The 26,381-nt window shown below is 38.0% G+C and carries 23 protein-coding genes, 4 tRNA genes and 1 pseudogene; 23 read left to right on the forward strand and 5 right to left on the reverse strand.

All coding sequences use genetic code 11. The annotated features are described in order from the left end of the window. Positions 1-21 precede the first annotated feature (21 nt). The 10 genes from ACH8JV_RS01760 to ACH8JV_RS01805 all read left to right on the forward strand — a co-directional run bounded on the left by ACH8JV_RS01760 (position 22) and on the right by ACH8JV_RS01805 (position 10,640). The gene (locus tag ACH8JV_RS01760) at positions 22-477 is read left to right on the forward strand and encodes a SixA phosphatase family protein (RefSeq protein WP_396519384.1); all 456 of its coding nucleotides are present in this window, start codon (positions 22-24) and stop codon (positions 475-477) included. A gap of 22 nt (positions 478-499) precedes the next feature. Beyond that, positions 500-1,639 carry a type II secretion system protein GspL gene (gene gspL, locus ACH8JV_RS01765; RefSeq protein WP_396519386.1) on the forward strand — a complete coding sequence of 380 codons (1,140 nt, stop codon included), beginning with the start codon at positions 500-502 and terminating at the stop codon, positions 1,637-1,639. Next, positions 1,639-2,118, forward strand: coding sequence for a type II secretion system protein GspM (gene gspM, locus ACH8JV_RS01770; RefSeq protein ID WP_396478520.1), 480 nt, complete (start codon positions 1,639-1,641; stop codon positions 2,116-2,118). The genes gspL and gspM overlap by 1 nt, the downstream gene beginning before the upstream one ends. 89 nt (positions 2,119-2,207) lie before the next feature. Then, positions 2,208-3,212, forward strand: a complete 1,005-nt coding sequence (locus ACH8JV_RS01775; RefSeq protein WP_396519388.1) for a quinone-dependent dihydroorotate dehydrogenase — start codon at positions 2,208-2,210, stop codon at positions 3,210-3,212. A 6-nt stretch (positions 3,213-3,218) separates the two neighbouring features. Further along, the gene (locus ACH8JV_RS01780) at positions 3,219-3,806 is read left to right on the forward strand and encodes a CvpA family protein (protein ID WP_263614145.1); all 588 of its coding nucleotides are present in this window, start codon (positions 3,219-3,221) and stop codon (positions 3,804-3,806) included. A 25-nt stretch (positions 3,807-3,831) separates the two neighbouring features. After that, positions 3,832-5,373, forward strand: a complete 1,542-nt coding sequence (gene purF, locus ACH8JV_RS01785) for an amidophosphoribosyltransferase (protein WP_019457102.1) — start codon at positions 3,832-3,834, stop codon at positions 5,371-5,373. Positions 5,374-5,451: 78 nt separating this feature from the next. Next, on the forward strand, positions 5,452-7,341 hold the full coding sequence (locus ACH8JV_RS01790; protein ID WP_396519390.1) for a M48 family metalloprotease: 1,890 nt from the start codon (positions 5,452-5,454) through the stop codon (positions 7,339-7,341). A gap of 100 nt (positions 7,342-7,441) precedes the next feature. Further along, entirely contained in the window at positions 7,442-8,092 is a 651-nt protein-coding gene (locus tag ACH8JV_RS01795; protein ID WP_396519392.1) for a hypothetical protein, read from the forward strand. Positions 8,093-8,103: 11 nt separating this feature from the next. Further along, on the forward strand, positions 8,104-9,069 hold the full coding sequence (locus ACH8JV_RS01800; protein WP_396519394.1) for a 2-hydroxyacid dehydrogenase: 966 nt from the start codon (positions 8,104-8,106) through the stop codon (positions 9,067-9,069). Between the two features lie 143 nt (positions 9,070-9,212). After that, the gene (locus ACH8JV_RS01805; RefSeq protein WP_396462906.1) at positions 9,213-10,640 is read left to right on the forward strand and encodes a M48 family metalloprotease; all 1,428 of its coding nucleotides are present in this window, start codon (positions 9,213-9,215) and stop codon (positions 10,638-10,640) included. A gap of 101 nt (positions 10,641-10,741) precedes the next feature. Here ACH8JV_RS01805 and ACH8JV_RS01810 read toward each other — a convergent pair whose 3' ends face one another. Both ACH8JV_RS01810 and rpsU read right to left on the reverse strand, forming a co-directional pair. Beyond that, positions 10,742-11,188 carry a GatB/YqeY domain-containing protein gene (locus tag ACH8JV_RS01810; protein WP_004700591.1) on the reverse strand — a complete coding sequence of 149 codons (447 nt, stop codon included), beginning with the start codon at positions 11,186-11,188 and terminating at the stop codon, positions 10,742-10,744. Positions 11,189-11,214: 26 nt separating this feature from the next. Then, on the reverse strand, positions 11,215-11,430 hold the full coding sequence (gene rpsU, locus ACH8JV_RS01815; protein ID WP_001136722.1) for a 30S ribosomal protein S21: 216 nt from the start codon (positions 11,428-11,430) through the stop codon (positions 11,215-11,217). 145 nt (positions 11,431-11,575) lie between these two features. Here rpsU and tsaD point away from each other — a divergent pair, with 145 nt between their 5' ends. Further along, positions 11,576-12,586 (forward strand): tRNA (adenosine(37)-N6)-threonylcarbamoyltransferase complex transferase subunit TsaD, encoded by a 1,011-nt coding sequence (tsaD, locus tag ACH8JV_RS01820; RefSeq protein ID WP_039254781.1) that lies wholly within the window; start codon positions 11,576-11,578, stop codon positions 12,584-12,586. A 2-nt stretch (positions 12,587-12,588) separates the two neighbouring features. On the opposite strand, the gene ACH8JV_RS01825 is transcribed toward tsaD, so the two are convergent. Both ACH8JV_RS01825 and ACH8JV_RS01830 read right to left on the reverse strand, forming a co-directional pair. Continuing rightward, a complete protein-coding gene (locus ACH8JV_RS01825) occupies positions 12,589-13,683 on the reverse strand; it encodes a DUF6670 family protein (protein WP_396519396.1) in 1,095 nt (364 codons plus the stop codon). A 103-nt stretch (positions 13,684-13,786) separates the two neighbouring features. After that, positions 13,787-14,668 (reverse strand): ATP-binding protein, encoded by an 882-nt coding sequence (locus tag ACH8JV_RS01830; RefSeq protein ID WP_000190819.1) that lies wholly within the window; start codon positions 14,666-14,668, stop codon positions 13,787-13,789. 178 nt (positions 14,669-14,846) lie between these two features. Here ACH8JV_RS01830 and ACH8JV_RS01835 point away from each other — a divergent pair, with 178 nt between their 5' ends. From ACH8JV_RS01835 to ACH8JV_RS01860, 6 genes are all read left to right on the forward strand, one after another. Next, a complete protein-coding gene (locus ACH8JV_RS01835; protein WP_004700599.1) occupies positions 14,847-16,355 on the forward strand; it encodes a DUF3336 domain-containing protein in 1,509 nt (502 codons plus the stop codon). After that, entirely contained in the window at positions 16,342-17,148 is an 807-nt protein-coding gene (locus tag ACH8JV_RS01840) for a protein kinase (RefSeq protein ID WP_396519398.1), read from the forward strand. The genes ACH8JV_RS01835 and ACH8JV_RS01840 overlap by 14 nt, the downstream gene beginning before the upstream one ends. A gap of 102 nt (positions 17,149-17,250) precedes the next feature. Beyond that, a tRNA-Leu gene (locus tag ACH8JV_RS01845) sits at positions 17,251-17,335 on the forward strand. 53 nt (positions 17,336-17,388) lie between these two features. After that, a tRNA-Trp gene (locus ACH8JV_RS01850) sits at positions 17,389-17,462 on the forward strand. Positions 17,463-17,489: 27 nt separating this feature from the next. Beyond that, positions 17,490-17,574, forward strand: a tRNA-Leu gene (locus tag ACH8JV_RS01855). A 67-nt stretch (positions 17,575-17,641) separates the two neighbouring features. Further along, positions 17,642-17,715: transfer RNA gene (locus ACH8JV_RS01860), tRNA-Trp, on the forward strand. Between the two features lie 81 nt (positions 17,716-17,796). Here the strand turns inward: ACH8JV_RS01860 and ACH8JV_RS01865 are convergent. Then, entirely contained in the window at positions 17,797-18,339 is a 543-nt protein-coding gene (locus tag ACH8JV_RS01865) for an RNA 2'-phosphotransferase (protein ID WP_396519400.1), read from the reverse strand. A 156-nt stretch (positions 18,340-18,495) separates the two neighbouring features. Here ACH8JV_RS01865 and ACH8JV_RS01870 point away from each other — a divergent pair, with 156 nt between their 5' ends. From ACH8JV_RS01870 to ACH8JV_RS01895, 6 genes and pseudogenes are all read left to right on the forward strand, one after another. Next, a complete protein-coding gene (locus tag ACH8JV_RS01870; protein ID WP_396519402.1) occupies positions 18,496-19,026 on the forward strand; it encodes a hypothetical protein in 531 nt (176 codons plus the stop codon). 313 nt (positions 19,027-19,339) lie between these two features. Continuing rightward, positions 19,340-19,723 (forward strand): hypothetical protein, encoded by a 384-nt coding sequence (locus tag ACH8JV_RS01875; RefSeq protein ID WP_396519404.1) that lies wholly within the window; start codon positions 19,340-19,342, stop codon positions 19,721-19,723. Positions 19,724-20,378: 655 nt separating this feature from the next. After that, a pseudogene (locus tag ACH8JV_RS01880) lies at positions 20,379-20,939 on the forward strand (TetR/AcrR family transcriptional regulator). 204 nt (positions 20,940-21,143) lie between these two features. Next, positions 21,144-23,993 carry a type VI secretion system Vgr family protein gene (locus ACH8JV_RS01885; RefSeq protein ID WP_396519406.1) on the forward strand — a complete coding sequence of 950 codons (2,850 nt, stop codon included), beginning with the start codon at positions 21,144-21,146 and terminating at the stop codon, positions 23,991-23,993. A 2-nt stretch (positions 23,994-23,995) separates the two neighbouring features. Further along, complete coding sequence (locus ACH8JV_RS01890; protein WP_396519408.1) at positions 23,996-25,675, forward strand: polymorphic toxin type 15 domain-containing protein; 1,680 nt, start codon at positions 23,996-23,998, stop codon at positions 25,673-25,675. Continuing rightward, positions 25,672-26,358, forward strand: a complete 687-nt coding sequence (locus ACH8JV_RS01895; protein WP_396519410.1) for a GAD-like domain-containing protein — start codon at positions 25,672-25,674, stop codon at positions 26,356-26,358. The genes ACH8JV_RS01890 and ACH8JV_RS01895 overlap by 4 nt, the downstream gene beginning before the upstream one ends. Positions 26,359-26,381: the final 23 nt, after the last annotated feature.

The following is a 26,381-nucleotide window of genomic DNA, read 5'->3' on the forward strand; positions in this document are numbered from 1 at the left end:
AATTATTAACAAGGAAATTTTATGCAACTGACATTAGTTCGTCATGGGGAAGCTGCTCCACCAGTAAATGGTAATGATATTAAACGTCCACTTACTGCGCGTGGACATGCACAAGCTGAACAAACAGCAATATTTTTAAAAGATATTGTAAAACCTGATATTTTTGTAGTCAGTCCTTTGTTGCGTGCTCAAGAAACATTGGCACATATTCAGACATATTTTAAAGATGTGCCTGTATTACTGTGCGATAAAATTAAGCCAGATGATGATGCAAAAGAAGCAATTGAGTGGTTGTCTCAAATTCCTTATGAGTCGATTGTGATGGTTTGCCATATGAATGTTGTAGGTCATATTGCAGAGTTGCTTACTCATGAAAATTTCAATCCATTTGCGCTTGCTGAAGCTAGAATTTATGATCAAGCTGTGATTGCAAATGGTTTATCAACACAAAAAAATCGTTTTATACCCACAATATAATTAAAAAGGTTATTTAGCCGACATGCTGTATATATGGATGCCTGAAACCAATGGAACATGGCATTGGTCTAACGGAGAAAGCTGGTTGCAGGCTGCGAGTCTCGATCAATTAATACAAGACTTGCAAATACATCAAGGAAAAGAAGCTACGGTCTTTTTTCCGAGTCGCCATGCTCAAATGCTTCAGCAATCTATGGCGAAGTCCCACTATAAACAGCTGGGGGCTGATGGGGTTAAATATCTACTTGAAGAGTTTGTAACTTTACCTATTGATCACATGAAAGTGGTCCACCATTTTCATGCGGATCAGTTAACTGTCTTAGGTGTTGCTCAAGGTATGGTTGAGACATGGCAACATTCCTTGGCTTTACTGCCAAGCAAACTTGTTGCTTTGTTACCTGATTTTCTGATTTTGCCTGAACCACAAACTGAGCAAGTTATTCTGTGTAATATTAACCATCAACTTTTGGTACGTGAAAATAAGTGGTTAGGTAATTCAATTGATGATTTGGGGCTTTTTTTAGAATTTCAGCCAGCTGAAATACATTATCAATATAGCAGTTTAACAGCAGAGCAACTAGAGAGTTTAGAAGCTGCCTCAAGCGCAGAGCAACGTTCTGAGTTTGTTTATCAATTTCAGTCTCTAGATAAAACTAAGCAGCATCCTTTTAATGTTTTGCCAAAATCAAAAGGTCAGGAGCGTACTTTCTCTGGTTATTGGAAAGCTTGCGCTGCTGTTGTTTTAGCAATTATTGTGGTGCAGTTTAGCTATGATTTATTGCGTTGGGTCAAATTGAAAAAAGTGGCGAATCAAACTGCTGACCAAACGATTGAACAATATAAATATTGGTTTGGGCCATCTAGTCGTGTAACTGAACAAAACATTAAAGGCCAATTTGAAAGCCATTTAAGAATGAGTCAACAAGGTGATACACAAGCACTTTCTTTATTGAGCCGTGTTGGCCCAATTTTAATGCAAAGACAGATTTTGGCTCAGCAACTTAATTATGATGCTTCAATTTTAACGATGGCATTAAAAGCAAAATCGGCCGATGATTTACAAGCTTTGACACAACAATTAAATCAGCAAGGATTTAAAGCTGAGCTAGGTAATGTCCAAGCAAATGGTGGTGGGGCAATTGGAGTGGTGAAAATACAATAATGAAAATGTTAGCTCAATTGCAAAATCGTTTTGATCAGTGGATTGAACAAGTTGTTCAATACCTAGATCGTTTAACTGTCCGTGAACGCATTATGGTGGTCTTTACTACAATTTTTGTTGTAGTCGCTATTGTTGGATCTTCACTTTGGAAAATGCATTCCTTGGCAGAACAACAGCAAAAACGCTTAAATGATTTAAAAGATTTGATGGTGTGGATGCAGAGTAATGCGGTTACTATGAAACCCGCAAATGAGCTTGAACTTGATAAGTCTGGAAAAATACAAAGGGTGGCTCAACAGCAAGGTTTAACTGTGACTTCTCAGCAAAATGGAGAGCAGTTACAAATTGTTGTAACACATCAGAATTATGCGGTTTTAGCTAACTTTTTAACACAACTTGCACAGATGGGCCTTAGTATTCAGAAGATGGAAATGGTTTCAAGCGAAGGTCAGATTAAATTAACAGCGACAGTTCAATAACATATTAAAATATGCTTATGTCAGGCATGGTGTTTTGCGCTGCCTGTGCCTATAATATGCATACCTAAAATCAGTAGACTGTGATTGGTATGTTATATTCACTTGCTCGCCCGATGTTGTTTAGTTTAGCACCAGAGCGTGCCCATGAATTAACATTATCCATGCTTGATAAAGCACATAAGCTAGGCATGATGCGTCAGGCTGTAGAAGCAAAACCTACTACATGTATGGGAATCGAGTTTCCTAACCCTGTAGGTTTGGCAGCAGGCCTAGATAAAAATGGTGCTCATATTGATGCCTTAGCTGGATTAGGTTTCGGTTTCATTGAAATTGGCACAATTACACCTCGCCCACAATCGGGTAATCCAAAACCACGTTTATTTCGTATTCCTGAAGCTAAAGCCATTATTAACCGCATGGGTTTTAATAATGATGGTGTTGATAAGCTGATTGAAAATGTTAAAGCTTCAAAGTTTAGAGGCATTTTAGGAATCAATATTGGTAAAAATGCTGATACGCCTGTCGAAAAAGCAGTTGATGATTACTTAATTTGTCTTGAGAAAGTTTATAACTACGCGTCATACATTACAGTTAATATTTCATCTCCAAACACTAAAAACTTGCGTAGTTTACAAAGTGGCGATGCGTTAACTGAATTACTGCAAACTTTAAAAGCGCGTCAACTTGAGTTGGCTGAGCAATATAATCATTATGTTCCTTTAGTTTTGAAAGTCGCTCCGGACCTAACAGCTGAAGATGTTGAGTTTATCTCTGCTCAATTATTAGATTTTAAAATTGACGGTCTTATTGTGACCAATACGACTTTATCGAGAGAAGGGGTGGAAAACCTGCCTTACGGTAATGAGTCAGGTGGTTTGTCAGGCGCTCCTGTATTTGAAAAAAGTACAGAATGTTTACGTTTATTTGCTCAATCATTAAAAGGACAAATTCCTTTAATCGGTGTGGGTGGTATTTTGTCTTGTGAGCAAGCTTTAGCGAAACAACAAGCTGGGGCAACACTTGTTCAAATTTATAGTGGTCTAATCTACACAGGACCAACACTTGTAAAGCAATGTGTTGAAGCTATGACCTAATTGAACATGAACACTATTGATATCATCATTCTAATACTTTTGCTCATTGGGGGGCTAAACGGTTTGCGACAAGGATTTATAAAAGCCTTTGCGAACTTGGTAGGATGGATTTTTGCATTAATTATGGGTGCAAAATATGCTGTTCTTCTAGCTCCATCAATGTCTGGTTTAAGTCAGGATCCGGTGGTTCAAAAGATTGCGGCTTTTGCATTTATTGCACTTATTATTGTTGTTTTAACTTGGATCGTCACTGCACTTTTAAATGGCCTCTTGAAAAGTTTGAAATTGGGGCCATTAAATCGTTTAGCAGGTGGTGCTTTTGGTTCGTTGAAAGGTTTACTGGTCGTTCTTATTACCATGCAAGGTGTAGGACCTTGGGTTGAAGGTTCAGCAAACTGGAAACAGTCCATACTTATACAATTTTTACTGCCTTATGCGCCTTTAGCTACAGAGCTTTCTAAAGACGCAGCAAGTGAGGCATATCATCAGATAACATCTGGAGGCGGTGTGTCTCGCACTTCTCCAAAACCAATGGACGAGTCGGAAGAATCAGAAATCCGACCCGACCATTCAACAAAGAATCCTTTTTATTAATTCCTAGCTTGTCTGCGAGGTTGCTATGTGTGGAGTTGTTGGTATAGCCGGTAAATCGCCAGTGAACCAAATGTTGTTTGATGCATTAACGATGTTGCAGCATCGTGGGCAAGATGCAGCTGGAATAGTAACCTGCCATGAAGGCCGTCTTTTCCTTCGTAAGGATAACGGTATGGTGCGTGATGTCTTTCATACTCGTCATATGAGAGCATTACTTGGTAATTACGGTATTGGTCATGTGCGCTACCCAACTGCGGGTTCTGCTAGCAGTGCTGAAGCTCAACCATTTTATGTGAACTCGCCATACGGGATTACACTTGCACATAATGGTAACTTGACCAATGCAGAAGAAATTCATGATGACCTGTTTAAAACAGATTTACGTCACATGAACACTGATTCTGACTCAGAAGTTCTTTTAAACGTTTTTGCACATGAGTTGCAAAAGAAAGGAACACTAAACCCTACAGCTGAAGATATTTTCCATACGGTTTCTCGTGTTCATGAGCGCTGTCAAGGTGCTTATGGCGTAGTGGCTATGATCACTGGTCATGGTTTGGTTGGTTTTCGTGATCCAAATGGTATTCGTCCACTTATTTACGGTTCGCGTGAAACTGAACAGGGCGAGATGGAATATATCATTGCATCAGAGTCTGTAGCGATTACTGCACTTGGTTTTAAAATCGAGCGTGATATTGCACCAGGTGAAGCAATTTTTATTGATTCTGAAGGTCAGTTATTCACTAAACAGTGTGCGGCAGAACCAAAATACCGCCCATGTATTTTTGAATATGTTTATTTTGCTCGTCCAGATGCAATTATTGATGGCATTTCAGTTTATAAAGCCCGTTTAAAAATGGGTGAAAAATTAGCGCATAAGATTTTGCGTGACTGGGGTGAGGACCATGATATTGATGTGGTTATCCCAATTCCAGATACAAGCCGTACTTCAGCATTAGAACTTGCAAATATTCTTGGTGTGAAGTTCCGTGAAGGCTTTATGAAAAACCGTTATATCGGTCGTACCTTCATTATGCCGGGTCAACAACAGCGTAAAAAATCTGTACGTCAGAAATTGAACCCTGTTGAGTTAGAGTTTAAAGGCAAGAACGTTCTATTGGTTGATGACTCTATTGTACGTGGTACTACGTGTAATGAGATCATTCAAATGGCGCGTGACTCAGGTGCGAAAAAAGTATACTTTGCTTCAGCAGCACCAAAAGTAATGTATCCAAACGTTTATGGTATCGATATGCCTGCTAAGACTGAGCTTATTGCTTCAGAACGCAGCGTAGAGGAAATCCAGGAAATTATTGGTGCTGATCGTTTAGTATTCCAAGATTTGGAAGACTTGAAGAACGCCGTACGTACAAGTAAGGTTCCTACATTGACTGAGTTTGATTGCTCTGTTTTTGATGGTATCTATGTAACTGGTGGAATCGATGCAGACTATCTGAATAATTTGGAGCAGAAGCGTAATGATTCTGCGAAAAAGAAAAAAGATGGTTATATTGATGTCAATATTGATGCAGCGTCAGTAGATTTGACGGGTATTAAAGAAGAATAGAAATAGCCGAAAAAAGCGGGTGTTTCCCGCTTTTTTCTTTTATGATGAAACTTAACAATGTAATTGGGATTATTTACATTGAAAGAAGTAAGCCACTATTTAATCGAAAATAAAAATATGGCATGGTCCATCACTATGTGTTTGGTCGCTGTGCTTTTAACTATTTTTATTTTAAATCTCATTTTAGGTTTACTTGTTCATTTTTTTGATTATAGCCAACCGATTTGGTGGCATGCTTTAAGTCCATATTTTGTTGCTCTTTTGCTTTTTATTATGGTTTGGTCTGTAGTGACCGAGCTTTATATTTTGCGTAAAGGTGGACACTCCCTTGCTAAACAGCTTAAAGCACGTCGTTTGGTGAAAGGCGAGAGTACACCAGAAGAGCATGCGGCATTAAAAATTACAGAACATTTGGCGCAAACATTTTCTCTTAACGTTCCAACTCTCTATGTTTTGCCTGATGAAGTAGGTGTAAATGCATTAACTGCAGGTTTTCACTCAAATGATATTGTCATTATTTTGACTTGGGGCGCTTTACAGAATCTGGATGAACTGGAGCTCTATGGTTTATTGGGCCATGAGTTTAACCAAATTTTATCGGGCGAAGCTGTAGAAAATACTAAATTAAAAATTTTATACAGCGGTTTAACGACTTTCAGTCAATGGGGTAGTAAACTCGCCAAGCAAGGTTTTAAACGCTATAGTCCCGGTTATAAGCATAAATTTGAAACGGTATTTGTAGCTGTCGGTGGTGTAATCTGGTTGGCGGGAAGCTTGGGTGTATTAATCACTCGTTTTATTAAATATTTAACATTAAGTGGCCGTACATTTCGCAATGACCAAAAAACCATGCGATTATTAAAAAATAGTACGAATACCCAAACATTATTACGTATTTATGTTCACCATTCAGGATCACAAATTCATAGTGCTTATTCTGAATCAATCGCGCATATGTGTTTTGCAAACTCACTTAGTCCCCAAAGTTGGATGAATATTCATCCAAGTATTCGTGAGCGCATTTACGAACTTAACCCAACTTTACTGCAAGATTTACAATTAGAAAATCTAAAGAAACTTCGCAATAGGCCTTTATTTAGCCTTTTCCGCTCATTGGAAGAATCTGAGACTGAAATTTATATTCCGTGGTCATCACCACAACCTTTGCCATTATTGCGTCTTTCTCCAATTAGTTTTGCATTAAATGATGCGATCAAGCCTTTGAGCATCGATATCCGACGTAATAAAAAGCGCCCAGAACTTATTCAGCGTGCATTGCAGACAGCTACTGGTTCGCGTGAGGTGATGGTTGCAATTTTAATGATTCGTCAATATCGAGAATTTATTCCGCAAGAAGCTCCGGTAAGCCATTCGATTGTCGATGCTTTGCTTAATCTGGATGGTCGTATTCATATTCAGATATTTCACGACGCTTGTAAAAATATTGGCCACATGCCTGCAAGTATTGCACGTCAATTTTTGACAAAACTGGCACTGATTATTCAGGAAGATGGCGAAATAGGACTGCTTGATGCGTTATTACTAGAGCGGGTCAAGTATGAATTGAATTTGATGCCACTTCATTTGCCAACAGCATTTGAAGAAGTGAAACCTCAAATAGTCCGTTTGATTGATGCATTGCTTCATGTGCAGCAAATTAATAGTCCAAACCAGTTGGAAGTCCGCGAACGTATTTTGCGCTCTTTACTTAACCCAGATGAAATGCATATTTATGATGAAATTTCGGATGAGCCTTTAGATTTGGCCGAAATTTTAAATGACATTGCTGGGCTCTTGCTTCGTGATCGTTTAAGTATTTTGGCCATTGCTGAGATGTGCTTATGGAGTGACCGAATTATTACGCAAGATGAACTGGATGTGCTTGAATTGCTTTACTGGCGATTTGGTTTCGAGTCTGATGAAATTGTAGAACAAATGCAGAAGAAAAATAGCGTTATGATTATTTAAGAAACATATGTGGTTTCCAATAGGGATCATTAAAAGAAAACGCTGAAAAAAAATCAGAAGCCCGTTAGAATGTGTGTAGATTAGAGGTACTGATTTAAACATGATTGGGCAGCAAAGAAATATACTGGCAACCTTAGGAATCGATGTATGGATTCCTAGAACACAAGTGTGCCAAAAAAATAATGCCCATACTGTATGGCGAGATCAGGTTGTCGAATCTCAAGCACCAATTATCGCACCTACAATAGATGTTCCTACTTTTGAAAAAAAGCCATCTAAGCCTGTGCTGCCTGAAGTTCCTAAAGTCGTAGAGGAGCCTTCAATAGCAATTGTAGATGTTCCACAGTCTGAAGTGGTTGTTGAGAAACCTATAGTTGTTGAGCAAGAGGCAATTGCTCCATTTGAGATGCAAGCTTATTGCCTTGAAAAGTGTGTAATCTTTGTTGATGTAACTGCATTAGAAAAAGAAGAAAAACAACTTTGGGCAAATATACAAAAGGCCAAAGTCGGGCACTATGCTGAATTAAAATGGCCTTTCCCGTTAGCTGCTTATCAGGATCAACGCGGCGTAGGTTCATATATTCAAGGTTTTTTAGATGCTGTGGCGGCAGAAAAAAAGATTTTATGTTTGGGTAAATGTGCCTATATTCAACATACAAATATTATTCATTTAGCTAGTTTAAAAGAAATGTTAGATAAGCCTCTCCTTAAAAAAAGGTTGTGGCAACTTATGCAAGATAACAATGAGTAGTAGGGATATACATGAAAAAGGTTGTGGTTTTTAGCCAAATCGATAAAGAAATTTTGTCACGGTTGCAGCAGGACTATCATGTTGTCGTATTAAACCCTAAATTGGGTGATATTAATGAACAGATACGACAAGAAGTGGTAGATGCTGATGGAATGATTGGGGCGGGCCGCTTGCTTAATGAAAGTAACCTTGCTCCAGCACAAAAATTAAAAATTATTTCATCTGTGACAGTCGGCTACGATAATTATGATGTTGCTTATTTAAACCAAAAGAAAATCTGGTTATCAAATACACCACATGTTTTGACTGAAACTACAGCAGATCTTGCCTTTACTCTATTGTTAAGTGCAGCTAGAAAAGTACCATTTCTAGACCATTGGACTAAACAAGGTGAATGGAAAAGAACTGTTGGGCCACAACAGTTTGGTCTGGATGTTTTTGGTAAAACACTAGGTATTATTGGATTGGGTAATATTGGTGCTGCAATTGCACGTCGTGGTTTTTATGGTTTTAACATGAATATTGTTTACCATAATCGACGTGAAAAGCCTGAATTGGCTGAGCCATTGAATGCTCAATACCTAGGTTTAGATGAGTTGTTACAGCAGTCTGATTTTGTAGTCACAGCAGTTGATTTAAATACAGAATCTAAAGCCTTAATGGGTAAAGCTCAATTTGAGCTTATGCAAAAGCACGCTATTTTTATTAATATTGCGCGTGGTTCAGTGGTTGATGAGCAGGCACTTATTGAAGCTTTACAGCAGGAAGTTATTTTTGCTGCAGGTTTAGATGTATATGAAAAAGAGCCTTTGCAAGATTCTGAACTTTTCAAATTACCAAATGTAGTTACTTTGCCTCATGTAGGTTCTGCTACAGCTGAAACACGCAAAAAAATGGCAAACTTAGCATATAAAAATTTGGTAGAAGCATTGGAAGATAAAACACCAAGATATTTGGTGAATCCTAATTTCGTATAAATATTGAATAACACTTCATTGCAAATATAGTCTATTTTCAATGTTATAGTGAAAGCCTGTTCATATGATGCAGCAAACTCAAGCATTCTATGAATGGGCTTTTTTGTTAGTTTAATTTTAATAGAGAAGAACTTTTGAAATTTTTGCCAGTTATTTTAAGTTTGGCTTTTATAACAAATGCCTCTTATGCTGACCCTTTTGATCCAAAGCCCGCTTCTGGACAAGTCGAAATTCCCAATATTGGTAGTGGAATAGGATTGCTTGACCAACAGAAAGAAAAATTTATTGGTGAAAAAGTTTTCCGTGAAGTTCATAAGCAAATGCCAGTCATACAAGATGTGTGGCTGGAAGATCAGTTTTTCCAAGTCTTCTCTAATATCTTGGGTGAAACACAACTTGGACAACCTATTGGGCTGGTTGTAATTAAAGATCCTCAAATTAACGCATTTGCTGTCCCAGGTGGGTTATTTGCACTAAATACTGGCCTTATTTCATCAGCTCGAAATATTGATGAGATTGCTGGTGTGATGGCACACGAAATTGCTCACGTTTCTCAGAGGCACTTTAGCCGTTCAGAAGAGGCTTTTAAAGGGCAGGCACTTTTAAGTTTGGCTGGTTTACTAGCAGGAGTGGCTCTAGCTGCTCAGGCAGGCGGAGATGCTGGAGCTGCGGTCATGTTAGGTACGCAAGCTGCGCTTCTTGATAAACAGCTCACTTATAGTCGTAATCAAGAGCGTGAAGCTGACCGGATTGGAATGCAGTATATGTATGCCGCAGGTTATAACCCACAAAGTATGGCAGATTATTTTGAAACAATGCACAGAGCAACTAGCCATGTAAGTTTCTTGCCAGATTTTTGGCTTACGCATCCCTTAACGACTGAACGTATGAGTGAAGCTCGTTTAAGAGCCAATCAAATGCCTAAGGTTAAAAGCCGAATATATGATGTCGATTTTGAAATTTTAAAATGGTACACCATGGTGGTCGCTGGAGAAGCTACAGAAAATCAGCTGCAGAGTTTAGCTTCGCAAAAAAATCTGGCAGGGATATTGGCTTTGTCGGCGTTTTATCTTAAACAAGGAGATTACACACAGGCTCAAACGACATTAGATCAAGTGAAATCTAGTGGTAAGCCACTAGTTACTCTAATTCAAACAGATATTTATTTGGGCCAAAATAAGCTTGATCAGGCCTATAATTCGATTGCCCCATTGCAAATGACCATACCTGAAAATAAGGCGTTTAGCTATAAGTTGGCTGAGGTGTTGTTGCGTCAGGGAAAATATGCGCAAGTACAGACGCTCGTGCAGCGTTTTATTAATAAAAATGCTCGAGATATTCAGGGCTGGCAACTATTACAGCAGGCTGCTAATTTAGATAAACAATCGCCATTAAGAGCGGTGAATGTATTGCGATATCGTGCAGAAGCACAGTATTGGTCTGGCAGTGAAGAAAATGCAATTAAATCTATGTTGCATGCGCAAAGACTAGCGAAGGGCAACCAAGCTATGTCGGCTAAAATAGATAGTCGATTAAAGCAAATGCAAGATGAGCGACGAATGAAAATTTAGTAGATTTAGTTTGATCTTAGGATTTTCGCAGATACAAATGTACTTAAACTAACAAATAAATGAAAGCTTAGTCTAAGAATGTATAAGGAAAGAGGAGGGAATTAAGCTAACTTAGCTTTAATTTTTGCTGAAACTTGAGCAGGATCGGCACGCCCGGCTATGATCGGACGTAGAGAATTCATCACCTTACCCATATCTTTCATGCTAGTTGCTTCTTGAGCAGCAATCGTTTGCTCAATGATAGAATCAAGCTCTTCCTCAGTCATAGCTTCTGGTAGAAACTGGGAAATAATCTCAGCTTCGGCTTGTTCTTTACTAGCTAAATCATCACGACCAGCACCTTCAAAGGCTTTGATCGATTCTTTACGTTGTTTAATTTGCTTTTCAATGACCGCAAGAACCTGAGCGTCGCCAAGCTCTATGCGCTCATCAACTTCGATTTGCTTAATTGCTGCTTGTAGACTACGCAAAACCGTCACTGTTGCCATATCTTTGGCACGCATAGAAGTTTTTAATGCATCAGTAATTTGGTCTTTTAAAGTAGTCATAATTTCAGCAGTCAATCACAAATTAATTAGTAAAGGCGAGTAGTACGTACAGATTCGCGAGCCAATTTCTTTTGGTAGCGTTTAACTGCAGCAGCTTTTTTGCGCTTACGTTCTTGAGTTGGTTTTTCGTAGAATTCACGCTTACGAACGTCAGCTAAAACACCAGCTTTTTCGCATGAACGTTTGAAACGACGGATAGCTACGTCAACTGGTTCGCCTTCTTTCAACTTAACTTGTGGCATGTAAAATCCTCTAGATTATGGATAAGATCAGGCACACCATTGCGCCGGATCACAAGTGAAGGTCAGTATTTTACTCATTTACAACTCATATCACAAGTCTATAATAGCGATTGCAATATTTTGACTCATATAAAAGGCAGTTTTGATGATTGTTTTAGGCTTGGAAACTTCTTGTGATGAAACAGGGTTGGCACTTTATGATAGCGAACTCGGCTTACGGGGACAGGTTCTTTATAGCCAAATAAAACTTCATGCTGAATATGGTGGGGTAGTACCTGAACTTGCTTCTCGTGACCATGTTCGTAAGCTCATTCCTTTAATGAATCAATTGCTTGAACAAAGTGGTGTAACAAAACAAGAAATTGATGCAGTCGCTTATACACGTGGCCCCGGTTTAATGGGAGCATTAATGACAGGTGCATTGTTTGGAAGAACTCTAGCTTTTTCTTTAAATAAGCCTGCGATTGGTGTTCACCATATGGAAGGACACATGTTGGCTCCATTACTTTCAAGTCAGCCACCCGAATTTCCATTTGTAGCATTGCTTGTTTCAGGTGGCCATACACAATTGATGGCAGCTCATGCAATTGGTCAATATGAGCTCTTAGGTGAGTCTATTGATGATGCTGCAGGTGAAGCTTTCGATAAAGTTGCGAAAATGATGAGCTTGCCATATCCGGGGGGGCCAAATATCGCAAAACTAGCGTTATCTGGTGATCCGTTAGCATTTGAATTTCCACGACCAATGCTTCATCAAGGCCTAGATTTTTCTTTTAGTGGTTTAAAAACGGCAGTTTCTGTTCAATTGAAAAAGTTGAATGGTGAAAACCGTGACGCAGATATTGCTGCTTCATTCCAAGAAGCCATTGTAGACACATTAGTAAAAAAATCAGTGAAAGCTTTAAAGCAAACTGGACTTAAGCGTTTAGTGATTGCTGGTGGTGTAAGTGCAAATTTACGACTACGTGAACAGTTAGAAACTTCATTGGCGAAAATTAAAGCTCAGGTTTACTATGCAGAACCTGCTTTATGTACTGATAATGGTGCAATGATTGCTTTTGCTGGTTATCAACGTTTAAAAGCAGGCCAACATGATGGCTTGGCTGTCACGACTACACCACGTTGGCCAATGACTGAATTATCTATTCCTGAATAAAATTATTTATCTGCAAAGGCTTGTTGGTTTTCAATATCTATATATTCGATATAACCACGGCCTTGCACTTCCTTACCGAAATAATTACCCGTAAATCTATAGCCACTTGCATAACCTCGCCCATGACCGTAACGAAATGGGCAATCAATTTCTGCCTGAATATTTAAAATAATTTGCTTTGCATCATTTCGAGCAATCCAAGAAAAGTATTTAGGAAGTCGCATCTTTTGCCCACTAGGTGAAACGAAGTCATCAACTTGATGCGAAATAATATCAAAACTGACATCTGTGTAAATTTCAGATAGCTGGTCCAGATGTCTAATATGCAGGGTGTATGTAGCTGTTTGTCCTGCAATATCGGCTTTGGTAAGAAGAAGTTGAGTGGTCTCATTTAAATTAATGATTTGATAAGTAAAAAAATCAAGGGGCAGCTTATAAGCATCAGGAATAAGTTTATTTGTGAATGAGTGGGGGCCAACTGCTCGAGCATATTCGTAAGTGCAAAGTCCTTCGCTTTCAATGTATTTATCTTGATAGTTTAAAAAACCTTTAAACTTTGCCAATAAACTCAAATGATCATAAACAGGCGTTTTTACAAACCATGAAACATGTGAGGTCACATCAATATCAAAGTCAAAATCTAGACTTTCATAATAGCCATTAATATGGATGTGTGGAAATTTTCCTTGAATTGAAATTTCCTGACCAAGTTCTATCAAACTTCCATCTGTATTAATTTTTGTATCTTTGGGAATGATATAGGCTTTCAATAACGCTTGTTTTAGAGCAGCTGTGCTTGACGCTGTTTTTCGAGGATTTCCATGAATTATGTCATCATGATCAAAAGCAAGCGCACCAGGTGTGCCTAATAAAATCATAATATTTAAATAGCGATGCGGCTCTGGCAAAAGTGGGAAAAAGATTCCGTAGTGGGTCCAGCTATAATATTTTTCATCAACTCGGGGCTGAATGATATGAGGCTGAGAAAAAGAAAGAGTTGAGTATTTTTCTGCTTTATCTATAACACTTTGCGCGAGCAATAAGCTTTGACCTAAAACTTTGCTGCCTATAGAAATTTTGGGCAATTGTTTTTTCATATATAACCTTAAATGAGTACAATCTTGGTTTTAGGTTATGAAAAACAACTGCCAAAGCTAAGCGGTTTACAGGCCAAAGCTAAGGCTTTGTGGGACATTTTACTTAATTGTTAGACAAATCTTTTAAGGCGTTTAAACCAATCCAATGCTTAGAAAACTGATAAGCAGCTCGACCAGAGCGCTGACCCCGCATTTGGCACCAACGCAAGCTTTCAGCACGAACTTCATCATTAAAAGGCATGTTTGCTTTATCTAGATAATGCTCTACGATTTCTAAATATAAGTTTTGATCCATTGGATAAAAAGATAACCACAAACCAAAACGGTCAGATAAAGAGATCTTTTCTTCAATCGCTTCTTGCGGATGAAGCTCGGTATATTGAGGCACATCTACTTTGGTTACAGGGGTGTTTTCATGCATGAACTCAGGTAACAAGTGACGACGGTTACTGGTTGCATAAATAATAAAATTTGTTGAACCTGACTGTAAGGAACCATCTAATACGCTTTTTAAACTACGGTAATTTTCATCTTCAGCATTAAATGCTAGATCATCACAATAGACGATGTATTTTTCAGGTCGGTTTTGGATAATTTTTTGAATTTTAGGTAAGTCTGCTAAATCATCACGCTCAATTTCAATTAAACGTAATCCTTGAGGCGCATATTCAGTGAGTAAAGCACGCACTATAGAGGATTTACCTGTACCACGTGAACCCGTTAACAGTACATCATTTGCAGGTAGGCCATTTAAAAACTGCAAAGTATTCTGAATGATTTTTTCTTTTTGACGTTCGATGCCTTTTAAGTCATCAAGATAAATATTCTTAGGCGTATAAATGGCTTTCAGTTGCTGGTTTTCCCATCTAAAAGCGGGTGCAGTAAAATCAGTTTCTTGTTTAGGTTCGGGTAAGACTTGCTGTAACTGATTTAATACAAGTGATAAGGTTTGAACTAAATTGTCGGGTAAATCAATGGTAGCCATGGTTAATCAATCATGTTAAACAGTAATTTACTAGGATACTAACACCGAAATTTGCATGCTGACAAAAAAGATACTGCCAATGCAGTTTATCGGTTTTGCAATTGATTGAAATGTTCAGACCGCGCATAGTGTTGTCATGTCTATTCAGTAAAATCATCTGTGAAGATGAGGACGAAATATGTTTGAAAAAATACGAAGTGATATGAATCCGCATCAGGCTTACCGTATCAAAAAATTACAACGTCAGTTAGACATGGCTGAATCTTATGAAGAGTGGAAGTCTTTTGCATTAAAACTGGATGAAGAAACAGGTGCACAAGAGTGGAAGTTCGATAATAGTTCACCTTATTTTGATGCTGAGCTTATTTCTTATCGTTACACTTTACTGAAAAGATATCGTCAGCAACATCGTACTTTAGATTTGATTTATCTTTTAAAAGAAGGGTTGACCTACGATATTGCAAACATTGGCCACCCTATGTTGTTTGCTGCAACCCATGTAGGTACAAAAAAGTTAATTGAAGATTATATTGAAGAAGTCAGCCAAAGCTTGGCTTATATTGCTTCTAGTGAATGTATTACCTTTCAAAGAAAAGAAAAAATCGAGTTTTTTGAAAATTGTGAAAAAGCATATGGACAGCCCGCGCTTATGTTTTCGGGTGGTGCAACTTTAGGTCTTTTTCATACAGGCGTATGTAAAGCTTTAATTGAACAAGACTTAATGCCCAAAGTCCTGTCTGGCTCAAGTGCTGGCGCCATTATGACAGGTATGTTGGGGACTTCTGCGAGTGAAGACGTTCAAAACTTATTAAATGGCGAGCAATTTTTTAGTGATGCGTTTCACTTTAGAAAGCTTCGTGAACTCATAAAAGGGAATGGGGGCATTGCGGATGTCCATTATTTGAAAAAATTCCTTATCGAAAACTTAGGTGATTTGACTTTTGAAGAAGCATTTAAAAAATCGGGTTTAAATATTAATGTGGCAGTTGCACCGTACGATGCAACAGAAAACCCAAGAATTATGAATGCAATTATGACACCCAACGTTTTAGTTTGGAGTGCTGTATTGGCTTCTTGTGCTGTGCCAGTTCTATTTCCGCCTGTGCGATTAACCAGTAAGCGTTATGATGGTGAACATACGCCGTATATGGCAAACACTAAATGGGTAGATGGCAGTGTGCGCAGTGACTTTCCACAAGAAAGAATGGCAAGGCTTTATAATTTAAACTACACCATTGCCAGCCAAGTAAATCCGCATGTTGTGCCATTTATGCAAGATGATGCACACCGTTTCCGTAAAGATCTTTTAAGTTGGCCTGAACGAATTTTAAGACGCCAAGGTAAAGTCTTGTCGATGGGAGTAATGGACTTCACTCGTCAAAGACTCGGTGCTATTTCTCCAGTAAGAAGATTGCTTGATCATGGGTATGGAGTAATAGGGCAGCGCTATTATGGCGATGTCAATATTATTGCCAAATATGGCCTAAAACATTATGCCTATACGTTACAAAACCCTCGTCCGCATTTATTTAAGCGTTTACAACGAGAAGGTGAGCGGGCGACTTGGCCGAAAATCTCTTCTATAGAAACTCATGCGCGTATTGGTAAAACAATTCAGCATTGTTTAGAAGTTCTACGTTTTGAAGAAAAGAGACAACAACCAGAGTCTTATTATGCTGAAGCATGATTTTGCTTCTCATATAGAAAACCTAAAATGCGTAACAAAACCTAAAAGTGCAGCTTTAGGGCGGCATCTATGGACATGTACTATAGATGCTCATCACTACTGGCTAAAATACCATTTGCCGCATGTACATGCTCAAAGTGAGCAAGATTTTTTGCATGAATTGCAATTCTATGAAGATATTCAGCATAAAAAAGTGAACTGGCTTTTGCCATTTAAAATATTTGATGTCAGTACTATTTCCGAATTACATGAGTTCGAAGGGAAAGCATTAATTTTGCCAGACACCGATTGCTGGTTTGGTGATTTAGATCAAAAGCAAAATTTAAAAGATATTCGTGAGATGATCTATACCTCGCTTATAGCTTTAGCAGAGTTTCATGAGCTAGGGTGGATTCATGGAGATATAAAAAGGGAGCACTTTCGAAATTTTGATCAAGGGCTCTATTTAATTGATTTTGAAAAAACACGGCGTATATCGAATCCTGATTCAATCATTGATGCTACGCCAAGATATATGGCACCTGAACTGTTCCATGGAGCCAGTAAGAGTATACAAAGCGATTTATATGCTTTTGGAATTGTGTTGTATGAATGGTTAATTCAAATACGTTTACAAGCAAATACTTATCATGATTGGGCTGTATTGCATTGTCAAAATTTAAACATTCAGTTGCCTGATTCAGTTCAATTTTTTTACCCTTTACTTGTAGGGTTATTGCAAAAACAACAGAAAAACCGTTTTTCAAATGCATTTGAAGCAATCAATTGTTTAAATGCGCTCTCAAACTTATAAAAATCATTGATCTAGTATCTGTATACAATTTACACGGTCAGTTTTTTTTAGAAAAAAAACACTTGTCACTGTTAGATCTTATCGCTAATATACACAGCCATCGGGGGCGTGGCGAAATTGGTAGACGCACTGGATTTAGGTTCCAGCGCCGCAAGGTGTAAGAGTTCGAGTCTCTTCGCCCCCACCACTTTAAGTTAAGTCTTAAAGTTGATTTGAATGTTAAGTCATTTAGATCTTGGAAGAGGATTGGTGTAATGGTAGCATGACGGTCTCCAAAACCGTTCGTCAAGGTTCGAATCCTTGATCCTCTGCCACATTTATTTTAAATAAATGTCCCAGATGGGGGCGTGGCGAAATTGGTAGACGCACTGGATTTAGGTTCCAGCGCCGCAAGGTGTAAGAGTTCGAGTCTCTTCGCCCCCACCATTGAAAGAAGCAAGACGATGATCTTGCTTTTTTTATGATTAAATCTAAAGGGTTTAATTGTACATATAGAGGATTGGTGTAATGGTAGCATGACGGTCTCCAAAACCGTTCGTCAAGGTTCGAATCCTTGATCCTCTGCCAAGATTCAAAAAAGCTCCTGTTATAGGAGCTTTTTTTATGTCTAGCTGATTTTTATAAAGTTGGTTCTTAGCTTGATACTATTCATTGAAAAACAATAAACTCTACTGGTACATGTTTAACCAACCATACTCCATTTTCAGCTTGGAAAAATTCAAATCCATTCTTATGCATTTCTAAAGCATGAATAATTAAAATCTCAGGTTTGCCATAACGTGTTCCCACGGATAGAGCAGTGTCTTTGTTTTCTGTTAGATGTACATATTGACGATCTTTAGAGATTAAACCTTGTTCTTTTATAGAGTTTATAAACCTTTGAGCTGTACCATGATAAAGAGAAATTGGCGGCACAAGCTTATTTAGAGTGATATCGACATTTGTGGTTGAGTGGCCTTGTACAGCGCGAATATATTTTCCATCATCAGAAATTTGAAAGCGTTTTTTATCGCTATTGCTCACAATTTTCTTAATAATTTCTTCGTCTAAAGCTACATTCTTGACTGGTTGTGACTTGGAAATTAAGTCTTCAATATTTGCCCAACCTTCACGATCTAATGTTAGATCAATTTCTTCTGGTTTGTGTCTTAGAATAAAACTTAAATATTGGCTAATTGCTTTTTCGTTCATATATCTACAAGATTATTAGTATTTTATATATTTTAGTGATTTTATTAATTTAAGGATAGTTTGTGGAATAGCTAAAAGATGCCAGCTATAAAATGAGGCTTATTTTGATGAATAGAGATGAGATACAATAGAAAATCATTAAATATTGAGAATAAAATGAATCACTTAGTGCCAGATTTCTATAAAGATATCGTTCCTCTGCAGGAAGCAGCAGGAATCTCATTAGGAATGAATTATGATGAATTCCGAAGTTTGGCACTTTGCCTTGATGCAGGAGAGGAAGAATATGAATCAGATCAAGAGCAAAATATTTGGTTAGTTTCTTATAGATGTGAGTTATTACCGTGGCAGGAGTGGATTAACGAAATTTACTGTTCATGGGAAAGTACTGTCACCTTAACATTTGATGGAAATTCAAAAAAATTAATACGAATTTTTGTTAGTGAAGGATATAAAGGAAAATTATTAGGTCTTTTAGAGATAGGTGACCGTTTAGATAGAGTTAAGGCTGATTTTAATTTCTATTTTGAAGGTGATGCACATTATTTAGAATATAAAGAAGATAGTGAAATGTCAGGTGAGCTTATTCCAGCAGAAATAACAACAAATTATAGGACCGCATATTCAGAAGAATATCCTGACCAAATTATTGAAGGTATTATGATATATGAGTTAAAAAAAGAATAAATAATTTAGATTATTAAAAGTTAGACGTATTACTTAATAGCTGATTCTTAAATATAAATGGACAAGTTTTAGAATAGTCATGGAGCGAATTAAATAAAAGAGTGCCTGCTGGCTCTGGAGGGGAATATATGTACTTTAAACGTAGTTTAATTACATTAGAAAGAATTGATAAAGAACATTTCAAGATTTTAGATTTAAGTATATTTTAAATGGTATAGGCTGGTGTAAAGTTATTGAGAACTCTATATATGCGGAACCAAATCCTAATTTGTGGGATACGGATCCTGATGAATATTAAAGCTATGGATAAAACATGAATTCAATAAATCGCAGTAGTAAGTTCTTTCTTGCAGTTTTTCTGATGATGAGTCTTTCAAATACATATGCAGCAAAGACACAGGTTGAAGAGGTTGATGCAATGGAAGCTGCTGGAGCAGAAGTGGCAGAGGCGAGTGGAGCGGAGATTGGTAGCGTAGAGGTTGGATGTCATGTTGATGAAGCTTGTGATGCGGTAACTTCTGTAGCTCCTGTTTCTGAGGATGAAATGTACGGTGGTATTGAACAGGAATATGTTGTAAAAGGCTGTAAAGTAACGGTCTATAATGATGGGCCAGTGAAAATGGTTGATGTAAAGACGGATCAACCATGTGATGCTCCACTTCCTAAAGCTCATAAATTCTCTAAAAAGAACCATTAATTATTTTATGTAGCATCTTTAAACGGGTGCTATTGAAATGAATTTACCAAGCCTCAAGCCAACTGAGAGTACGAGGCTTATTTTTCATATCCATTCTAATTGGGTACTACATAAATAGCCCAATCTTTTATTGCTGAACGCAATTATTTTTTAAAAAAACTATAGAAATAACAACATCTGACTTTACTCGTAGATTTTGTAGTTCATCTTAAAACCCACTGATTTATCAAATACTTTGTCTGATTTATTTTAAAACAGTTGTCACTTTTTGTGCTTGACGATAAATATACTGGCTATTATCCTTTGTATGCTAGGTCTTGAAGCCAGTCTGCGAACCCCTTTCGTTTCGTTCTGCCACCATAATTTTAATGTCTGACAGAACTCCCAATAGAAGGAGTTGGCTTTGCACATTCATTATTTCTTGGCTCTCGATGCCAAAAGCTATAACGACACCACTTAAATCATCTTTAAAAAGCTTGATGGCCTTTAGTGTTTTCAGGCTTTAAGTCATTACGGCTCAAAAATTTGTATCAACAATAAAATTTGAGATGTGCCAAGCATAGTCTTTATGGCTTTGCCGTGCTTTTTTTCTCTCAAAAAGGGCACAGGCTTTTTTCTCTTTTAGAAACAACAAGAATTTATAACGGTAAAAACTATGCGAAATTTAGAAACCTCTTCCAAAAAATTACACATTATCCGTACGTCTATTCGTCTATTTACAACTTATGGATTCCACACAGCAGGCGTAAATCTGATTGCTAAAGAGTCCGAAGTTCAAAAGGCTACGCTTTACAACTACTTTCGTTCAAAAGAGGGTTTGATTGAAATGTGCATTGCCTTTCAAAAACGCTTACTTAAAGAAGAAGTGCTCGCCATTATTTATTCGAGCCATTACCGCACGCCTATCGATAAACTAAAAGAAATAGTGGTACTACATGTTAACTCTAATAGTCTGTATCACTTGTTACTTAAAGCCTTTTTTGAAATTAAAGTAGCTTACCCGCAGGCTTAGCGTATGGCAGTTGAATATAGGAAATGGTTGTTTCATGAGATTTTTGATTTGATTTTTAGCTTAGAAATACATGCGTTAAAACCAGATGCTGAGATGGTTTTAAACCTGATCGATGGCTTAATATTTGAGTTTTTAAGTACAAATAGTTTGGAGAACAGGGATGTAGCCGTGGAGTGTTTCTTTAAGCCTATCTGTTTAACATAAATGAATTTTTTAAATTAATGGTAGAGCTTTGGATTACTGAAGTGCGAGCATTGTAGGTGAGTAGTGCTCACCATTAATTTAGTATTAATTGAATGTAATTCATCAGTATGTAAACAAACCTATTTTTAAATAGCATAAAATAGACAGATCTGTACGTATTTTATAAAATATAATAAATGAAGTCCTAAATTTATAAACAAAGTAATGTTTAACAATATTTCCCAAGTTTTAGAGAGTATTGGTTTTCTCTCACAACATCGTTCGGTGTATCTCCAGTTTTCAGATGCATCACTGAATAGTCAAGTTTTTTTACAACGTATAGATGGGCAACATTCTCTTAATCAGGGTATGACAGCCGAGCTGATTTGTTTATCAACCCATGCCCATATTGCACTCAAGACATTTATTGGAGTGCGGGTTGCTGTTGACCAAGTAACAGACCGAGGAAGCTTTTTCCGTACTACAGGTATTATTACAGGAGCATCGCAGGGGCAAAGTGATGGTGCTCTAACCTTATATAAACTCACCATAAGTGATCCAACTTATCTCTGGCATAAACGCAGAAACAGTCGTGTGTTTATGAACAAGAGTGTAAAAGAAATTAGTGAAATTCTGTTTCAGGAATGGCAGGGGAAAAGTCCATTATTTGCATCTAGTCTGACTTTAGATTTGAGCGGGTTGAAACAGACCTATGATGTCCGTCCTTTTGTTATGCAGCTCAATGAAAGTGACTACGACTTTTTAACTCGTTTATGGCGTAGTGAAGGCATGAGCTGGCTGATTGATGAAGCTGAGCTTACTGTAACGAGCAATACAAATCATATTCAGCCACAAAAACTACGTCTTATTGATGACAATAACCAATATCAAGCGTTAACAAGAAGAACAATTCGCTACCATCGAAGTCATGCAACTGAACAATTTGATAGCATGACCAGCTTAATGGCTAACCGTAGTTTACAGCCCACTTCTGTTTTTGTGCAGCGTTGGCAGTCAGATGTATTAGAGCAAACTGATGGGGTAGGCAGTGTCCAAAGTAAACATCAACATAGCTCTAACTATGACAACCAAAGTTTAAGCCTTGAAGATGCATGGCACTTTAGCCCGGCATGGATGCAAGATTTAAAAGGTGAAGATGGTGCAACCTCAGCAAGCAATCAACAATTAGAAAAGTTCAATCAGAACCTAAGTGCTTATTATGATGCCCAGTCTAAACAGTTTGTTGCTCAAACCACAGTACGAGATACTCAAGTCGGCTATTGGTTTGAGCTGAATGAACACCCTGAAATTGATCTTCATACCGGTGCGGATAAAGAGTTTCTAATCATTGGTAAGCATTACTATAACCAAAACAACTTACCGAAAGACTTAAACCAACAAATTCAAGCCTTAGTCCAACAAAGCCATTGGCAAGCGAGTCAAACAGATGAGCGCCAAGGCAATGAACTGATTTTACAACGTCGTAATATTAAAGTCGTTCCAGAGTATCAACCTTTGGAAAATCGACCTAAAGCCTCTGTACAACGTGCGCGTGTAGTTGGACCAGAAGGCGAGCAAATTCATGTTGATCAATGGGGACGCATTAAAGTTCGTTTCTTGTTTACCCGAGCTGATGACCACCGCCATGATGGTGGAGCAGGAAGTAACGACAATGACACGGATTCGGCTTGGGTTGATGTTTTAACCCCGTGGGCTGGAAAAGGTTATGGGGCACGGTTCTTACCACGCGTGGGTGAAATCGTTGTAATTGATTTCTTTGACGGTAATGTTGACCGACCATTTGTGGCGGGACGTATTCACGAAGCTGAACGCTACCCGACCCAGTTTGATCAGAAAGGACACCTACCCGACACTAAAAAGTTGAGTGGTATTCGCTCAGAAGAAGTAGGTGGCAAAGGTTTTAACCAGTTACGTCTTGATGATACGACTGGACAAATTAGTGCTCAGCTACAAAGTAGCCATGCGGCTAGTCAGTTAAACTTAGGTAACTTAAGCTATCCAAAAGACAAAGCGCAAAGTGATGGTCGTGGCGAAGGTTTTGAACTGAGAACTGACCAGTGGGGTGCTGTTAGAGCAGGTAAGGGTTTACTCATTACCACTCATAAACAAGACCAAGCTCAAGGCACACATTTAGACGTTGCCGATGCCAAGCAACAAATAGAAGGTGGTCTTAATAATGCTAAGGCACTTAGCGAAGTGGCTAAAAACCAGCAAACTGACCCATTGGAAGTATTAGATAATCTAAAAACTTTCTTAGAACAGATTGAACAGCAAGATAAAGACAAAGCGGCCGCTTTCAAGCAAGCCTTGATGGTATTAACCGCACCTAACAGTATTGCTGTAGCGAGTAATGAAGATATACACCTAAGTGCAGATGGTCAATTAAACCAAAGTGTCGGAGACAGCATTAATATAAGCACTCAAAAGAACCTGATTGCACATGCTCAAAATAAGTTAAGTCTATTTGCTGCCCAACAGGGAGCACGGCTGTATGCGGGCAAAGGAAAGGTTGAAATACAAGCTCAAGGCGATGGAGCAGATTTAATTGCCCGTAAAGGCATTCAGATTATTTCAACAGAAGACAAGATTGCTATTAGTGCTTCTAAAGAAATTGTTATTACAGCAGGTAGTTCTCAAATCAAGATTAATGGCTCAGGCATTTTCCCTGTCACTGGTGGTAAGTTTGAGGTGAAAGCTGGGCAGCATGTGTTTATGGGGGGAAGTTCATCAACACAGAATTTACCAATTTTACCTGCTTTCTCGATGCCTAAGAAACAGCTTGAATTTAGAAAGGTATATGCAGATGGTACACCTAGTCCAAATATTCCTTATACAATTCATTTGCCTGATGGAACTACACAAAAGGGTAAAACTGATTCGAATGGTATGGCGTTTTATAATGACCAGAAAAATGGACGTGCTGTCATTGAATATGGGGAGGATCGCAACCCATTAGGTTCAGCGTTAGAAATGAGGTTCGAGCAAGAAATAGATAACTTATTTAAAACTGAAATTTTTGTACTCCCTCTTGCAGATGATCAAGCAGAAGATTAATTATGGATATGTTACAGACATTTATTGGTTATCAAAGACAGCTTCAGAAAAGTTTTAATCAATCTGTCAATAGTTTGCAATCCAATTTTAATCAGACAGCGACATGGATAGAGAAAGAGCTTAATGAGCTTATTGCACAGTATAGTAAATCTTTAGACGGTGCTCAAAGTTGGGTTAAAAGTTTTATTTATGGGGAATTCAATACCGATGAGCGTCCTGTTTCTGTGATTGTCACAGAAATGCTTGCAGGTTTTGTTCCTGGGACGGTTCTTGTATTTAGTGCTCGTGATGCGGTTGCAGTTATTATGAGAATGCTAAATGACCCCAAGAAACAAGATGATGTACAGGAATGGATGTTATTAGCTGTTTATCTGCTTCCATTTGTTTTAGTTGGTGTGACTGCTACAACAGGTGCGGCAACTGGTGGAGCAGGTGGGGCTGTTTTTGGTGGTGTTGGCGCAGCTCCCGGAGCTGGTGTGGGCAGTCTTATTGGTGGGGCTGTTGGTAGTGAAATAGGTAATGTAGTTAAATGTGTGGGATTATTCCTTATTAAAAAAACACCTCATTTAGCGACGATAGTCTCTAAACTAAACGGTTTTATGAAAGGAAATATTATTCCGACACTGAAAAGGATAAAGTATTCAGATTACGCTACCTCTGTTACTAATATTATCACCTCAATACTTAATCAATTATTAGGTTTGGTAAAACGTGTTAAGTCACTGTTAAGCTATGGAGCTAAAATTAATTGGATGGGTTTAGGATGGGCTAAATCTATTTATGTGAGAATGGAGAGATTTGAAGCCGCTTTAGTTTCAATGATTCATAAATCAGCCATAAAAATTAAACAAGGCTTTAAAGAATTTGATGAGCATTTGCAAAACTTATTAAAGCAATCAGTTAAGTATGAACCTGCTTATGCTACTGTGGGTACAAAGGTGAAGCCTGTTTCTGCGCCTACCCAAACAGTTAGACCATCTTTCCCTCAAACTGCTCAGGCAAATGCTGCACATAGTGCAGGCACAGCTTCGAGTGCTGCGAGAAAAACACCTGAAAATGTACATCAGCCAAAAGTAAAAGAACCTATTACTAAAAAAATGAAGGAAACAAAGGTAAACTGTTTCAACCCTGTAAATACGGATAGCGCAAGAAAAAATGCAGCTAAAATGATTAAAGAGGATTATCCAAAAGGCAGTAAGAATTTAACAGTTGATGAATACTTAAAAAAAGAGACCGATTGGCAATTGGCGAACCAGCAAAAAGGCCTCAATGAAATGAGCGTAGAGGATTATCTTGAGGGGCGCAAAGCCTTTGATGATAAAGGAAGAGGTGGTGGAGGACCAGCAGCTGAAGCACGAGATAAATATGAAGAAACATTAATTAGAAAATATCAAAAAGAATATGAAAAACAAGGCATAGGGCCGAGAGAGGCGAAGAAACTAGCCTCTGGTAAATCCAGCCGTATTATGAATGAAATGGCAGCATTGCATAATCCAGACCAAATTGTAGGTGGGAAGAACAAAGTCGCATCAGATGCTATAGGTTTAAAAAATACTAATTCTTCAATCGGTAGCCAATGGAAAACGAGGGTTGAGGTATTAGATGATGCTGCGAAAAAAGTTCCTGTAGGTGAAAGAAGTAAAACAGGTATGAATGCAAAATTGGAAAGGTGTAAAAAATGAGTGAATTTATGATGGATGAAAATTTTGAAATTTTCTATCAGGATGAGGGTTTTGGTCCACCAATCTATTCAGAAAAAGTTTCCGAAGCAACCATAAAAAAATATCAAGGGAAATTACCTAATCAATTACTCGAATATTGGAAAGCTTATGGTTTTTCAGGATGGGGTAATGGATTGTTTTGGTTGGTAAATCCAGAGGATTACCAAGATGTTTTGGATGCTTGGTTAGAGCATATTGAACTCCCTCCTCACGAAGAATATTTTGTGATTGCCCGAACAGCCTTTGGTGATTTAAGTGTATGGGGGACTATACATGGGCAATGCTTTACTATTTCGCCACTTGTAAATCAAATATTTCCAAGTATGGAAATTATGGAAAAAGATGAGGGAGATTTACTAATAAGAATTTTTATGTCTTCTAAAGAAAAAAGATTTATAGATATAAAAGACTACAAAAACAAACCATTATTTGATCGGGCCGTTAAAAAATACGGTGAACTGACCAAGAACGAGATGTTTGGCTTTGAACCTGCATTAGTTTTTGGGGGTACAGTTAAGCTTGAGAATGTACGTAAGTTGCCAATTATTTCACATCTACAATTCTTAGCATCTTTAGATACACCACGAATGATGCTGGATATTGGCAAGTTTGTGGATGAACAAGGCCTAGGAAAGGATGATTAAAGCCCGTAAGGGCTTTTTTTTTA

The organism is Acinetobacter sp. ABJ_C5_2 (assembly GCF_044538485.1).
GTDB lineage: Bacteria > Pseudomonadota > Gammaproteobacteria > Pseudomonadales > Moraxellaceae > Acinetobacter > Acinetobacter nosocomialis_A.

Bases quoted from the DNA above. Each gene is read 5' to 3' on its own strand.
- ACH8JV_RS01760 (WP_396519384.1), top strand. From the start codon at position 22: ATGCAACTGACATTAGTTCGTCATGGGGAAGCTGCTCCACCAGTAAAT.
- gspL (WP_396519386.1), top strand. From the start codon at position 500: ATGCTGTATATATGGATGCCTGAAACCAATGGAACATGGCATTGGTCT.
- gspM (WP_396478520.1), top strand. From the start codon at position 1,639: ATGAAAATGTTAGCTCAATTGCAAAATCGTTTTGATCAGTGGATTGAA.
- ACH8JV_RS01775 (WP_396519388.1), top strand. From the start codon at position 2,208: ATGTTATATTCACTTGCTCGCCCGATGTTGTTTAGTTTAGCACCAGAG.
- ACH8JV_RS01780 (WP_263614145.1), top strand. From the start codon at position 3,219: ATGAACACTATTGATATCATCATTCTAATACTTTTGCTCATTGGGGGG.
- purF (WP_019457102.1), top strand. From the start codon at position 3,832: ATGTGTGGAGTTGTTGGTATAGCCGGTAAATCGCCAGTGAACCAAATG.
- ACH8JV_RS01795 (WP_396519392.1), top strand. From the start codon at position 7,442: ATGATTGGGCAGCAAAGAAATATACTGGCAACCTTAGGAATCGATGTA.
- ACH8JV_RS01800 (WP_396519394.1), top strand. From the start codon at position 8,104: ATGAAAAAGGTTGTGGTTTTTAGCCAAATCGATAAAGAAATTTTGTCA.
- ACH8JV_RS01810 (WP_004700591.1), bottom strand. From the start codon at position 11,188: ATGACTACTTTAAAAGACCAAATTACTGATGCATTAAAAACTTCTATG.
- rpsU (WP_001136722.1), bottom strand. From the start codon at position 11,430: ATGCCACAAGTTAAGTTGAAAGAAGGCGAACCAGTTGACGTAGCTATC.
- tsaD (WP_039254781.1), top strand. From the start codon at position 11,576: ATGATTGTTTTAGGCTTGGAAACTTCTTGTGATGAAACAGGGTTGGCA.
- ACH8JV_RS01825 (WP_396519396.1), bottom strand. From the start codon at position 13,683: ATGAAAAAACAATTGCCCAAAATTTCTATAGGCAGCAAAGTTTTAGGT.
- ACH8JV_RS01830 (WP_000190819.1), bottom strand. From the start codon at position 14,668: ATGGCTACCATTGATTTACCCGACAATTTAGTTCAAACCTTATCACTT.
- ACH8JV_RS01835 (WP_004700599.1), top strand. From the start codon at position 14,847: ATGTTTGAAAAAATACGAAGTGATATGAATCCGCATCAGGCTTACCGT.
- ACH8JV_RS01840 (WP_396519398.1), top strand. From the start codon at position 16,342: ATGCTGAAGCATGATTTTGCTTCTCATATAGAAAACCTAAAATGCGTA.
- ACH8JV_RS01865 (WP_396519400.1), bottom strand. From the start codon at position 18,339: ATGAACGAAAAAGCAATTAGCCAATATTTAAGTTTTATTCTAAGACAC.
- ACH8JV_RS01870 (WP_396519402.1), top strand. From the start codon at position 18,496: ATGAATCACTTAGTGCCAGATTTCTATAAAGATATCGTTCCTCTGCAG.
- ACH8JV_RS01875 (WP_396519404.1), top strand. From the start codon at position 19,340: ATGAATTCAATAAATCGCAGTAGTAAGTTCTTTCTTGCAGTTTTTCTG.
- ACH8JV_RS01885 (WP_396519406.1), top strand. From the start codon at position 21,144: ATGTTTAACAATATTTCCCAAGTTTTAGAGAGTATTGGTTTTCTCTCA.
- ACH8JV_RS01890 (WP_396519408.1), top strand. From the start codon at position 23,996: ATGGATATGTTACAGACATTTATTGGTTATCAAAGACAGCTTCAGAAA.
- ACH8JV_RS01895 (WP_396519410.1), top strand. From the start codon at position 25,672: ATGAGTGAATTTATGATGGATGAAAATTTTGAAATTTTCTATCAGGAT.